This window comes from Rhizomicrobium sp., from assembly GCF_056722145.1.
This window is the reverse complement of the sequence record NZ_JBWZET010000200.1, coordinates 1-13,325: the sequence shown is the minus strand read 5'-3', so window position 1 is coordinate 13,325 and position 13,325 is coordinate 1. Positions and strand designations below refer to the sequence as shown.

The following is a 13,325-nucleotide window of genomic DNA, read 5'->3' as shown; positions in this document are numbered from 1 at the left end:
GGACCTCGCCGCGACGCTGCAGTCGGTGTAGGCGCAAGCGCTATCGCGGCCGGGATTTAGAATAGATTGACTCTAAGGAGGGCCGGCGCTGTTATGGCTGTCGGGATTCAAGCGGATGGCCTGCCGGGTTTGGCAGGGGGCAGAAACGGCCATGAACCTGCCGCTGCAACTCAATCGATCTGCCGAAATTCCCCTTCACGATCAATTATTTGAGCAGCTCCGTCAGCTTATTCTGACGGGCCGGCTGAAGCCCAACACCCGCGTCATCGCGACTCGCTTCCTGGCTGAACAGGTCGGCGTGTCGCGCCGCACCGTTTTGTTCGCCTATGAACGGCTGATCAGCGAAGGCTATCTTGAGACCCGGCCGGCGGTGGGGACTTTCGTCTCGCCGACGTTGCCGGACGGCGCCCGGCCCCCGCCGGTTGTCAATGGCACAGCGCCGCGTCACGCCGCGCTGTATCCGACTGCCATCGCCTGCGATGCGCCCGCGCCGGTCAAGACGGCGGTGCGGTTCGACTTCGGACCGGCGGCGACGAACCCGGCCAACGCCTTGCCGGCGAAAGTCTGGCTGCGGCGGATGCGCGACGTGCTCGACGCCGATCCGGCCGTGTTTGCCGCTGCCGCGCCTGCGGCCGGGGTTGAATCGCTGCGCCGGGTAGTGGCCGATCATCTGGCGGCGACGCGCGGCATCCTCGCCTTGCCGGAGCAGGTGGTGATCGTGTCGGGGCGCCGCCATGCCGCCAGCCTGGTGGCCGAGCTGTTTTTGCGCCGCGGCGGGCGCGTGGTGATCGAAGCGCCCGGCGATCCCGGCGTCGCCGACATATTCCGTCTGCGGACGGATGACGTGTTCGGTGTCGCCGTCGACGAACAGGGCCTCGATGTCGACCAGCTGCCGGGCGGGCAGGCGTGCCTTGCCTATGTCACGCCGGCGCGCCAGAGCCCGCTCGGCGGCGCCATGCCGATGTCGCGGCGGACCGGCCTGATCGAATGGGCCAGAGGTGCCGGCGCCTATATCATCGAAGACGATTGCGACGGCGAGTTCCGCTATACCGGCGTCGCCCATCCGCCGCTGGCGGCGCTCGATTCCTATGGCTTGGCCTTTCACACCGGTTCGTTTGCCAAAGTGCTCGGCGACGGGATGAGCGTTGCCTATCTGGTGGTGCCGGCCGAATTTGCCGCCAGCGTTGCCGCCATCAAGGCGATGACCATGGAGGGCGGCCAGCGCTTCGAGCAGACGGTAGTCGCCAGTCTCATCGCCACCGGCGAATACGATCACTATCTGCGCCGGCTGCGCAAAACCTATCTCGAGCGGCGTGACGCCCTGATTGCCGCGCTGAAGAGCAATTTCGGCGATGTCGATCTGATCGGAACCTCGTCCGGCACGCGCCTGACGTGGCTGCTGCCGAAATCGCTGCGCCCCGCGTCGGCGGTTTGCGACAAGGCCGCTGCGGCCGGCGTGCGCCTCACCGCCATCGCCGATGCGCAGTGGTGCGACAGCCTGTTCTACGAAACCGCCGTTGTGCTGGACTACGCCGCGCTCCCGCCCGAGCGGTTGCGCGAAGGCATCGCCATGCTGGCGCGGGCGCTGAAGGCGGCGAATTAGTCCTTCTTCTCTTCGCCCGGTTCGTCTTCGGTTTCTTCGTAGCCGGTGATCATCGCCTTGATGTGTTCCATCGGCGTGCGGCCGAGGGTGGCGAGATAGGCATGGAACGGGATGTAGCAGCAGATCACGGTGAAGATCAGCACATGCACGGTATCGACCACGCGCACGCCGCCGACGAAATCGACGATTCTGGAAAACCGCGTCACGTCCCACAGCAAGAGGCCGGTGACGATCTGCAGCGGCACGAACACCAGCATCACCACCTGATAGGTGAGGGCCTGCAGCGGATTGAACTTGCGATAGATGCCGACGTGGAACGGGTTGGGCAGGCCCTTGAACATGCCGTAGCCGTAATAGACGAGCTGGCGCAGGCAGCCTTCGAACATCTGCCGCGGGCTGAGTTCGGCGTGATAGTTGCGCGCCTGATCGGTGAACAGGTGGAACAGCAGCCAGACGAAGAAATTCGCGATGACCACGAACGCGGTGTAGTTGTGGATCACTACCGCGGTGTGGAACGACACCACGTCGATGGTTCCGACATAGCGGATCTGGATGCCGGTCAGCGCCAGGATCACCATGCCGAGAGCATTGGTCCAGTGCCACAGCCGCAAAGGCAGCGGGTGAAGGTACATCCTGTGCATCTACGGCTCCTTCGGGGGGCTGCCCGCCTTGTCGCCCGGCCGGTGCGCCAGCCAGCGGATGATGATGTGCAGAATGGGGATGCCGACGCCGACCATGATGGCCAGCACCAACAGCACGTCGAGCAGGGTGATGCGGGTGCCGCCGATGGCATAGAAACCGCCGATCGCGTTGAGCGACATCACCGAGTGCAGCGCCTCCTTGTTGACGTCGTAGCTGACCGGAATGCCGCCGGGGCCCGCCACCGAGATGGTGACCGATTGGAACGCCTCCGAACCCGCCTTGTGGCAGGTGGCGCAATTGCTGATCGCCTGATCGGCCGGCGCCAGCTGATGCGCCTCGACGCCGCTGGTCACATCGAGACGGCCGCGGATCGCCGTCTTGGTCGCGACACCGGGCTGGTTCAAGGATTGCAGCACGGTGACGATCGTCGCGGCCGGCAGTCCGGTGGCGCCGGCGCCGCTTTCGAATTCCGGCACGCCGAGCGGCCGTGACGAATCTTCTTTGGTCGAGCTGTTGAACAGCACCAGATCGACCTTGCGGTGCGCCCGCGGCGAATGGCAGGCGACGCAAGCGACGACCGTAAAATGCAGCTGGCTGTTGGGCAGCCAGTTGGCGTGCTTGGCTTCGGCATCCTTGTGACAGCCGAAGCAGGTCGCCTTGAGGCCGGCGCCCGCGGTCGGCACCTTGATGTCGTGGGCGCCGTGACAGTTGAAGCAGAGCGGAGCCTGGGTGACGCCGGCGGCGCGCAGCGTGCCATGGATGCTGGTCGCGTACGCTTCAAAAACATCGCTATGGCAAGTCTTGCACGGCACTGTCGCCATCGACTGCGCCACGCCGTGCACCACCGCGTGCGGATTGTGACAGCTGGTGCACACCGGGGCGAGGGGATTGCCCAGCCGGACCAGCGAGGCGTGAACGCTGTGGCTCCACTGCGTTGCCTGATCGGCATGGCAGGTGGCGCAGACCTCGGAGCGCTTGACCGAGAATTCGTGCTTGCCTGCGATCGGCATCACGCCCGCCGGGTGTTTGGTGATGTCGATATCGCTGTGACAGGCGGCGCAGCCCAACATGGCGTGCACCGAGCCGGCGAATTTGTCGGGGTGGATCTGCAGCGACAGCGATTCGCCATTGGCGAGCGGCTTTTCCATCGCGTTCTGGTGGCAGGCGAGGCATTTCTGGTCGTCGGGCGACAGCGCCTGGGCCGGGGAGACGAAAGCGGCCAGTACGGTCAACAGGCCGACGATAAGGCTCCAGTTGTATATGTGCCGAGCTAACCGGCTTGAGTTGCAAATCGCGGCCATGACGGTCCCAGCCCTTGTCGGTATGTGCGCGCAACCCCGGAATATGTCGGCGTCCGCAGATCCGCTTCGCGTCTTATCTACACGTATTCGGCCCATCCGAAAATTCCCGCGCACAGCAACCGGGCCCGTCCGCCATGCGAAACGCGGGTCACGGATTCGCCGGCGCCTTGTGTTTGGCCGCCCACGCCCGGCGCACCATGCCGGCCGCGTAGTAGGGAAAAAGTACAAGATAAGCCAAGGCGATAACCGGTGCGGCGAAGAACAGAAAAATATCCTTCAGGACGTCGAGTCGCTTGCGATTGGCGTACATGATGAAAGTCTCCGCCCTCGGCCGGATGCGAATACCGAGTTGCCGTCATCATCGCAAACGATCGCGCTGCCAGCAAGGGTTCGCGGCGTGTGCGACAGCCGGTTTGTTTGCTCCTACTACGGCCGTGCGGTTCGCGTCAAAGTGTAGCGACCGGAAGTCGGCGGCATTGTCCGTATGCTGGGTATAGAATTGGCCGCGTTGGTTCAAACGCCGGCACGCGGCCCGGCTCTCGCGTACAGCCCGAAGGTATGGAGACCGACAATGAAAAAGTTCATCCTTTTTGCGGCGCTGATGGCGTCGACGGCCGTCGCCGCGCAGGCGACGACCTGGGTTGCCACCTGCAACGACGGCAAGAACGTGCAGTACGTCCAGACGATCGGCGGGGCGGGATACCTGTATCTGAAGACCGCCAGGGACTACTTCCAGGTCGCCCAGCTCAAGCAGACCGTCGCCAGCGAGGCGATCATTTGCGGCGCGGTGGTCGGCAACGTCGCCGGCAGTGCACTGCCCCTGACGCAAATCTGCATGAACAAGTCGCGGCAGCAGCTCACGCTCAAATATCGCAACCCGGCCGCTGCGGGCGGTGAGGCGCAGGATGCGGGTGAGTTCTGTGCGGCCGCGGTCACGCTGCGTGCCACCAATCTGAAAGAGCACTGAACCGTTCGGTATCGCATGACGCGACGCGTCGCTTCAGCTTGGAGCGCGACTGCAGAGGTGTGCCCGAATCCCGCCGAAATCGGCATTGGCGGGTGCGCAGCTGTATGCTAGAATTGTTCCAATATTGGGAGGGCCTCGCGTGCGGACGGTTGGTCTTGTGGCTGCGGCTTCGGCCGGAATCTTGCTGTTCGGTGTGGGCAGTGTGGTCACTGCCGCGCCTGCCGATCCGTTCGCGCAATCGACCGTCAATGGCGTCTGCCAGAAGTGTCATGGCCCGACGGGCGACAGCGAAACTCCGATCTATCCGCGACTGAACGGGCAACAGGCGGCGTACATCGCGGCGCAGCTCAAGAACTTCCGCGATCACAAGCGCGACGACGCCCACGCGCGCGGCTATATGTGGGGCACGGCGCGCACGCTCGACGACAAGACCATCGGCGACCTCGGCCAATTCTTCGCGTCGCAGAAACCGACTCCGCCGCAAACCGGTGGCGCCTTGGCCGCCGAGGGCGAGAAGCTCTACCAGCAAGGCGATCCCGCGAAGGGCGTCGCAGCGTGCCAGCAATGCCATGGCCGCGCCGGCGAGGGCGCCGGCGCCACGCCGCGAGTCGCCGGCCAGCACGCGTCCTATTTCCGCATGGTGATGGGCGCCTTCCGCTCGGATTTGCGCCACGGCGCGGCGATGAATCAGGCCACCAAGACCCTCAGCGACCATCAGATCGAAGCGCTGTCGTCGTATCTGGCGAATGACTGACGACGTTGCGAGGGTGTTTTCTTGCCGGCCGCGATGCTACCATCCGCGCCTCACGCCATCCTCGTTCTGGTTCCTTCGTCATGCAGATTTTCTATGCCTCTCACGATGGTCAGGCCCATCGCATTGCCGACCGCATCGCCAGCCGTCTTGCCGCTGCGGACATCGTGACCGTGCTGCAGGATCTCGCCGCGCCGCGATGCGCGCCGGTCGGAGAGGATTTGGTCGTCGTGGTGGCAGCGGTGCGGTACGGCTATCACCTGCCGCAGGCGGATCGATTCCTCGCTGGATTGCGCAAACTGCCGGCGCCACCGCCGCTGGTTTTCATCTCCGTCAACCTGACCGCGCGAAAACCCGGCAAGCAATCGGCGGACGGCAATGCGTACTTGCGTAAGGTGCTGCACAAGCATGGGCTTAAGCCGGTGCTGGCCGAGGCCGTCGCAGGCAAGCTCGATTATCCGCGCTACTCACGATTCGACCGTTTCATGATCCGGCTTATCATGAGGATGACGGGCGGTCCCACCGATCCTGCCGCGGTGGTTGAATTCACCGACTGGGACCAGGTCGACGCGATCGCCGACCGAATCGCCGTGTGCGAATCAGCGACATCGTCGGTAGGCTGACGGTTGTGCCGCGTGCGCAGTTCTCGTGTGCGCATAGGTAGTTTCCCGCACCCGCACCCGTTTGTCATTCGTACAAACATCTGTGGTATTTCGATCAACCGCGCAAAAATGCGGCTGGTACCATCAAAACTGTCGCCACTGGTACTGTCGCTCTCCTTACGGCTTCGTCATAAAACAGGCAGAGCGCAGTCGTCTTTCCGGGCGCTTTCTGGGAATCCATCGCGGGGTCGAGGTATGTCGGCAGGAAATCGCATCGTCGGGTACGCGTTGCTGGTCTTGCTCAGTGTGGTCGCGCTCGGATTTGCGGCCCCGGCCTGGGCGCAATCGCCGGGCGAGGGGCTGTACAGCCAGCACGGCACGGCGACGTGCGTGCAGTGCCACAATGAATCGCCGGCGACCGACATCCTGAAAACGCCGCACGGCATGAAGGGCGACGCCCATTCGCCCGCCGGTCAGCATGGCTGCGAATCCTGCCATGGCCCGAGTGCGGCACATGCGGAAGGCTTTGCGGCGGGCAAGCCGGTGCTGCCGGCCGTCGTGTTCAACGGACCCAACGCCTCGCCGGTCGCCGCCCGCAATGAAGCGTGTCTGACCTGTCACCAGGATGCCAAGCGGATGAACTGGGCCGACAGCGCCCATCAGAACGCCAATCTGGCCTGCGTCAGCTGCCATACCATGCATGTGATCAAGGACCCGATCCTGGTCCGCACGACGCAGACGGCGAAGTGCTTCACCTGCCACGCCCAGCAGCGCGCCGAGAGCTTCGAGTATTCGCATCACCCGATGCGCGAAGGCAAAACCGTTTGCAGCGATTGCCACAATCCGCACGGCTCGCCGGGACCGAAGCTGCTCAAGGAATTCACGGTCAACCAGACCTGCTACACCTGCCACGCCGACAAGCGCGGTCCGATGCTGTTCGAACATCAGCCGGTGCGCGAGAATTGCCTGAATTGCCATACGCCGCACGGCTCCAACGAGGCGCGGCTGATGAAGGAACGCATGAACTTCATGTGCTCGAGCTGCCACAGCGCGGTGTCGAACAGTTCCGGCGGCGCCTTCGGCGGAGCCCATTCCACATTCGGCAATCTGGCGGGAACGGCGACTTTCAACTCGGCGCTCGCCAACAACCGGACTTGTCTGAACTGCCATTCGCAGGTCCACGGTTCGAACAGCCCGAGTGGCGTTTACTTCCAGCGCTGATGCGGGGAGAAGGGGACACTGATGAAGAACTGGCTCTCGATCTGTGCACTGGCCCTTTCGACCACCTGTCTGGTCGCCCCGGCTGCGCTGGCACAGGCCTCCGGTCCCGCACCGTCTGCCACTGACGCGTCGGCGCCGCATCCTCGGCACCACGCCCGCCATCACCACAAGAAGCCCGTCGCCCGACAGGGTGACGGTGCCACCCGCTGCCAGATTCTGAGCGGCGGACATTGGAAACAGACCGATTGCGCCGCCGTGGCGGCCAATGCGACCGGCAAGCCCGTCAGCGGCGGCACCAGTCAGCCGTTGCCGCCGCCGCCGCCGGCGCCGGTCGAGCCGCCGCCGCCTGCACCGCCGCCGCCACCGCCGGTGCCGGAAATTCCGGCCGCGCTGCTGCAGCCGCTGAACATGCAGGAATTCTCCATCGGCACGCAATGGGTCGGCGGCCATAACACCGGCCAGTACGGCCGCTACAACGGCAACACCTATAATGGCTTCGATGTCCAGCTCGGATTCGATGTGCTGCATCGCGCCGCGCCGAATGCCGACAAGCCGACCTATTTCAGCGTGTCGGGCGCCAATCTGGACTTCCAGACCGGCAGCCATCTCACCGATAATTTCCGCGACAACGCCTACACCAGCAATACCAACAACAAGCTCGGCCCCAATGCTGAGATCAATGTCGCCTTCGGCGAGCAAGGCACATGGGGCGTCACCGCCAGCTACAACGCGATTTCGTATACCGGCAACATCATCTCGTCGCTGTGGACGGTCAACGGCAACACCGGGTTCGTCAATAACAACCTGCTGCCGATGGGCGGAGCCTCGAACAGCCCGCTGACCAAGGGCACCGTGCTGAGCACCAATTTCACCGTCGCGACGCTGACGCCCAACTTCAAGCAGTTCGAAACCGGCACCCGCCGCGACCAGCTTGATGTCGGCGCTAAGGTGGAACTGGATCAGTGGACGATCGCGACCCACATCCAGCACGAGCACAAGCAGGGCAGCCTCGAAGAATCGATCCGCCAGACTTGGGGCGGCATGGCCTTCACCCTGCCGGTCGACTTCGACACCGACCGCTTCGACGTGTCGGCGAGCTATATTGATCCCGATTACCAGGCGATCATCCAGTACAGCTACTCGCGTTTCACCGATAACAACGTCGGCGCGATCCTGCCCTACGTCGTGTCGCAAGCCTCGCTGTCGGCGACTTCTGGTCCCTACGCGCAGCAGTCGCTTTATTCGACGCCGCCGAGCAATTCGGCCCACTACGTCACGGTGATGCTGAACGACAAGCTGGCGCCGCACACCCGCTTCAACTTCAACGGCCGTTTCGGCGTCGAATTGCAGGATTCGACATTCCCGGCCAACAACGCCGATCCCAATCTGTCGCCGACGCTGGGCAACCCGACCTACACCTGGTTCGCCAATCTCAACAGCCTGAACCAGGGCACCGGCGTGACCTCGCTCGGCGGCCAAGCCTGGGTTTATCAGGCGAACACTTCGTTCTCGACCGAGCTTGCGACGCATTTGGACGCGCGCATCGCCTATAACCTCGACGCCCGCGATGTCAGCACCAATGCCTATAAGGTCTATTACGGCGGTGCCAGCCACGAATCCACCGCCAACTCGATCGCTTATGCGCTGCCGCAGAGCTGGGTGAAGCAGACCGGCACCGCCGAGGTGAACTATCTCGTGCTGCCGGAATCGAGCACCAAGATCACGGCGACTTATTCCTTCAACAACACCAACCGTACCAACGCGCAGGTCGAGCACAGCGAAACCAACAGTTTCGGGCTGAATGTCAGTTCGATGCTCGGCAAGGACATCCTGACCCGATTGAGTTGGGATCATTCCAACCGCGCCGGCTCGCTGCACTACGGCACCGCCTGGGGCAACCTCGAGGCCGGCGGGCCGGAGGAGGAGGGCACGCCGTCGGGTGCCTACTATCAGGCGCCGATGGTGTCGGACGCGGTCACGGTGCGCGCCGACTATGCCACGGAAGGCGCTTTGTCGGGCGGCGTGTTCCTCAAATACGCCGACAACCGCTTCCATTATCCGGCCGTGGACTCGGTCGCGACCCCGACCAATTCGGGCGACTGGAGCCTCACCGGCTTCGGCCAGGGCATCACCAACGCCTCGACCGTCACCATGGGTCCGGACGTCAACTACCGGCCGAGCGAAAGCCTGACGCTGCACGCCTACTATTCGTACGAGCGGATCTATTACGACAACCGCGGCAACGGCGCCTGCGCCGAAACCAACACCGGGACCTGCCTCGGCACCGCCGGGTATTTCCAGAACAAGTACACCAGCGCGATGCATTCCGCCGGCCTGTCGGGCGACTACAAGCTCAGCGACAAGCTCAAGCTGTCGGGCGAGTACAATCTGTCGGTCGGCTCGGTGCTGTTCGGCCAGTTCAACGGCGTCGCGGTCACCACGGTCACCCAGTCGTACCAGAACGTGACCAACTATCCCGACATAAATTCGACCATGCACGATATTCGCGTCAGTGCAGTCTATCAGCTCACCGACAATATCGAAGCGGCGGTGCTGTATCGCTACAGCATGTTCAACAACAACGACTGGCAGTACATTCCAGTGCCGGTGGTTCCGACCCTCAACAACGGGACCGCGATCAGCATCGTCAACGCCGGCTACGGACCGCCGAACTACAACGTTTCGACGATCGGCATGACGATGCGGGTCAGGCTTTAGGCGAACGGGCGTCCGGCCGTGCACGGCGGGACCCTTGGCAAGGAGAGTGTGATGAAGGTTGCGTTTTTTGGAGTTCTGCTGGCCGGCGTGGTGATGACCGCGACCGCGGCGGTGGCCGCCGATGGCCAGGCCGTCTACGATGCCAACTGCGCCGCGTGCCACAAGATGATGAAGCCCAAGACCGGCGACAAGGCCGCCTGGGCGCCGCTGATTTCGCAGGGCGTCGACGCGCTGACCGCCGCCACCATCAAGGGCAAGGGCATGATGCCTCCGAAGGGCGGCAAGCCGGCTCTCACCGATGCCGAAGTCCGGGCGGCGGTGCAATACATGGTCGACAAGAGCAAATAGACCGATTGCCCCGCAGGCATCGCAGCCGGGTGTCGGGATTTTCCGGCGCCCGGCTTGTTGCTGCCTGGGTCTCGTGTGCCGGGTGCATTTGCGGTACTAAATTAGATAGGCTCTAGACAAATCCTCCGGCGCAACGGAACTATGGTCGCTGGGACAAGGCGGGCGGATATTCGCGGATGATTGCCGAAATCGGGCTGTTTTCGTTGATTCTGGCGCTTTTCGTCGCCGCGGTTCAGGCGATCGTGCCGCTGGTCGGCGCCAGCCGGGGCGACGTCGCGTGGATGCGAATCGACCGTCCGGCGGCATTCGCGCAGTTTCTTCTGGTGGCCACCTCGTTCGGCTGCCTGATGTGGCTGCATGTGACGAGCGATTTCAGCGTCGTCAACGTGGTTCAGAGCAGCCATACCGACAAGCCGCTGCTCTATAAGATTACCGGCGTCTGGGGCAATCATGAAGGCTCCATGATGCTGTGGACCCTGATACTGGTGATCTACGGCATGGCGGTGTCGGTATTCGGGCGCGATCTGCCGCCCGGATTGCGCGCCCGCGCCTTGGCGGTACAGGGGATGATCGGCTTCGGCTTCATCCTCTTTATTCTTCTGACCTCCAGTCCGTTCACGCGAGTCGATCCGGCGCCCTTGAACGGCGAGGGCCTCAATCCCTTGCTGCAGGACCCCGGGCTCGCCTTCCATCCGCCCTTCCTCTACGGCGGCTATGTCGGATTCTCGATGGCGTTCTCGTTCTCCATCGCGGCGCTGATCGAGGGACGGGTCGATGCCGCCTGGGCGCGCTGGGTGCGGCCGTGGACGCTGGTCGCGTGGTGCTCGCTGACCCTCGGCGTGGCGATGGGCTCGTGGTGGTCGTATTACACCCTCGGCTGGGGTGGCTATTGGGCCTGGGACCCGGTCGAAAACGCCTCGCTGATGCCGTGGCTGGCGGGGACGGCGCTGCTGCATTCGGCGATCGTGGTCGAAAAGCGCGACACCCTGAAATCCTGGACCATTTTTCTTGCCATCGTCACCTTCTCGCTGTCGCTGCTCGGCACTTTCCTGGTGCGCTCGGGCGTCTTGACCAGTGTGCATGCCTTCGCCAATGACCCGCGCCGCGGCCTGTTCATTCTGTTGCTGCTCGGCATCGTCACCGGCGGTTCGCTGGTGCTCTATGCGGTGCGTGCCCCGGCGCTGAAGGGCGGCGGCATGTTCGCGACGGTGTCGCGCGAGAGCGGATTGCTGTTCAACAACGTCTTCCTCAGCGTCGCCGCCGCCACGGTGCTGCTCGGCACGCTTTATCCGCTGTTCCTCGACGCGCTGAACCTCGGCAAGATCACCGTGGCGGCGCCGTACTATAACATCGTCATGGTGCTGCTGATGGCGCCGATGATCGTGCTGATGGCGGTCGGGCCCTTCCTCGCCTGGAAGCGGGGCGATCTGGCCGGCGCATTCAAGAAGCTGCGTTTCGCCGCGGCGGTGGCGGCAGTCACGGTGGTGGCGACGGTGATCGCGGCGGGGTTGTCGTCGCGTTCGCTGCTGGCGGGGCTGGGGATCGGGCTGGCGGCGTGGCTCATGGTCGGCAGTCTGGTCGAATGGGCCGGACGGGTCCGCCTGTTTCAGGGCTCAATGGCCGACAAAATGCGGCGAATCAAGCACCTTCCGCGCTCGGCCTATGGCATGACCCTCGGCCATATCGGTCTCGCCATCGTCCTCATCGGCGTTGCTGCGTCGGTAGCGTGGAAAACCGAATATCTCGATGTCATGCGCCCCGGCGATACCGCGGCGGTGGCCGGTTACACGGTCAAATTCCTCGGCGCGGAAGACAACGTCGCCGGACCCAATTACAGCGCCACGCGGGCCAATTTCGTCGTCATCCGCGACGGGCGGTTGGTTGCCGATCTGCATCCCGAGCGGCGGATGTACAACAATCCGCAGCAGCCGCTGTCGACGGTGGCGATCCATACCAATTTCATCGCCGATCTTTACGCGGTGCTGGGCGATCCGGCGGAGCACGGCGGCTCGGTGGTGCACATCTTCCACAATCCGATGGTGCCGTGGATCTTCTTCGGCGCCATCGTGATGGTGCTGGGCGGGCTGGTGTCGCTGACCGATCGCCATCACCGCATCGGCGCCCCGCTCCGGCGCGTGGTTGCCACGGTGCTGCCGCAGCCGGCCGCGCCCATCGAAGTCACCCCGGTCGCCGCGGCGTCGGGCAATCGCTTGGTCTACATCGTGCCCTTGGCCGGATTCCTGGTGCTGGGGGGATTCTTCATCTGGCGGCTGCATCTGGTGGAAGAGGGCTTCGCGCCCAATTTGATTCCGTCGGTGATGATCGACAAGCCGGCGCCCGCGTTCGATCTGCCGGCGCTGGAAGACGGCAAGCCCGGCATTTCCACGGCCGACTTGAAGGGCAAGGTCACGCTGGTGAATTTCTTCGCCTCGTGGTGCATTCCCTGCCGCGAGGAGCATCCGGTGCTGCCGCTGGTCAAGGAAGCCGGCATCCGGCTGGTCGGCATCTCCTACAAGGACCGCCCCGAGGACGCCAAGGCGTGGCTCGGCAACATGGGTGATCCGTATACGGCCATCGGCGCCGATCTGTTCGGCCGCACCGGTATCGACTTCGGCGTTTATGGCGTTCCCGAATCCTATCTGATCGATAAGAACGGCGTCATCCGCTACAAGCAGACCGGACCGTTGACGCCCGAAATCATCCGGGAGCAGATCATTCCCTTGGCAAGGAAGCTTCAGTGACCCGCGCACGCATCGTGAAGGCTCTGGCCACCGTCGCCCTATGTTCCACGCTGTGGAGTACTGCCGCATGGGCGGTCCGTCCCGACGAAATCCTCGCCGACCCCAAGCTCGAAACGCGCGCCCGCGCCATCTCCAAAGAATTGCGGTGTCTGGTCTGCCAGAATGAATCGATCGACGAGTCCAATGCCGACCTGGCGCACGATCTGCGCGTCATCGTCCGCCAGCGGCTGGTGGCCGGCGACAGCGATGCCGAGGTCAAGCAATATATCGTCGCCCGTTACGGCGACTACGTGCTGATGAAGCCGCCGGTCAATTCGGAAACCTGGCTGCTGTGGTTCGGGCCGATGGTTCTGCTGGTGTTGGGCGGCGCCGTTGCGGTGGTCTATGTCCGCCATCACCGTGCCACCGCGCCGGTGCCGCTCAGCGAAGAC

General features: G+C 63.8%; 12 protein-coding genes and 1 pseudogene. 10 read left to right on the top strand and 3 right to left on the bottom strand.

Translation table 11 applies throughout. The features are described from left to right. Positions 1-151: 151 nt before the first annotated feature. Entirely contained in the window at positions 152-1,603 is a 1,452-nt protein-coding gene (gene pdxR / locus AC1P6P_RS10420) for a MocR-like pyridoxine biosynthesis transcription factor PdxR (protein WP_481402372.1), read from the top strand. Here the strand turns inward: pdxR and AC1P6P_RS10415 are convergent. The 3 genes from AC1P6P_RS10415 to AC1P6P_RS10405 all read right to left on the bottom strand — a co-directional run bounded on the left by AC1P6P_RS10415 (position 1,600) and on the right by AC1P6P_RS10405 (position 3,856). Further along, positions 1,600-2,244, bottom strand: coding sequence for a cytochrome b/b6 domain-containing protein (locus AC1P6P_RS10415; RefSeq protein ID WP_481402371.1), 645 nt, complete (start codon positions 2,242-2,244; stop codon positions 1,600-1,602). The genes pdxR and AC1P6P_RS10415 overlap by 4 nt on opposite strands. Next, the gene (locus AC1P6P_RS10410; protein WP_481402370.1) at positions 2,245-3,546 is read right to left on the bottom strand and encodes a hypothetical protein; all 1,302 of its coding nucleotides are present in this window, start codon (positions 3,544-3,546) and stop codon (positions 2,245-2,247) included. 148 nt (positions 3,547-3,694) lie between these two features. After that, positions 3,695-3,856, bottom strand: coding sequence for a hypothetical protein (locus tag AC1P6P_RS10405; protein WP_481402369.1), 162 nt, complete (start codon positions 3,854-3,856; stop codon positions 3,695-3,697). 261 nt (positions 3,857-4,117) lie between these two features. Between AC1P6P_RS10405 and AC1P6P_RS10400 the strand changes: the two genes are divergently transcribed. The 9 genes and pseudogenes from AC1P6P_RS10400 to AC1P6P_RS10360 all read left to right on the top strand — a co-directional run. Beyond that, entirely contained in the window at positions 4,118-4,513 is a 396-nt protein-coding gene (locus AC1P6P_RS10400; RefSeq protein ID WP_481402368.1) for a hypothetical protein, read from the top strand. 181 nt (positions 4,514-4,694) lie between these two features. After that, complete coding sequence (locus tag AC1P6P_RS10395) at positions 4,695-5,267, top strand: c-type cytochrome (protein ID WP_481402367.1); 573 nt, start codon at positions 4,695-4,697, stop codon at positions 5,265-5,267. Positions 5,268-5,347: 80 nt separating this feature from the next. Then, positions 5,348-5,887 carry a menaquinone-dependent protoporphyrinogen IX dehydrogenase gene (gene hemG, locus AC1P6P_RS10390; RefSeq protein ID WP_481402366.1) on the top strand — a complete coding sequence of 180 codons (540 nt, stop codon included), beginning with the start codon at positions 5,348-5,350 and terminating at the stop codon, positions 5,885-5,887. Between the two features lie 234 nt (positions 5,888-6,121). After that, a complete protein-coding gene (locus AC1P6P_RS10385; RefSeq protein ID WP_481402365.1) occupies positions 6,122-7,087 on the top strand; it encodes a DmsE family decaheme c-type cytochrome in 966 nt (321 codons plus the stop codon). Between the two features lie 21 nt (positions 7,088-7,108). Further along, positions 7,109-9,805, top strand: coding sequence for an MtrB/PioB family outer membrane beta-barrel protein (locus tag AC1P6P_RS10380; protein WP_481402364.1), 2,697 nt, complete (start codon positions 7,109-7,111; stop codon positions 9,803-9,805). Between the two features lie 51 nt (positions 9,806-9,856). Then, the gene (locus tag AC1P6P_RS10375; protein ID WP_481402363.1) at positions 9,857-10,153 is read left to right on the top strand and encodes a c-type cytochrome; all 297 of its coding nucleotides are present in this window, start codon (positions 9,857-9,859) and stop codon (positions 10,151-10,153) included. 176 nt (positions 10,154-10,329) lie between these two features. Continuing rightward, positions 10,330-12,297 (top strand): annotated as a pseudogene (locus AC1P6P_RS10370) (heme lyase CcmF/NrfE family subunit); the annotation flags it as partial. Then, on the top strand, positions 12,289-12,894 hold the full coding sequence (locus AC1P6P_RS10365) for a DsbE family thiol:disulfide interchange protein (RefSeq protein WP_481402390.1): 606 nt from the start codon (positions 12,289-12,291) through the stop codon (positions 12,892-12,894). The pseudogene AC1P6P_RS10370 and the gene AC1P6P_RS10365, both read left to right, overlap by 9 nt. Continuing rightward, positions 12,891-13,325: cytochrome c-type biogenesis protein (locus AC1P6P_RS10360; RefSeq protein WP_481402362.1), on the top strand; the 435-nt coding region annotated here is incomplete at its 3' end. The genes AC1P6P_RS10365 and AC1P6P_RS10360, both read left to right, overlap by 4 nt.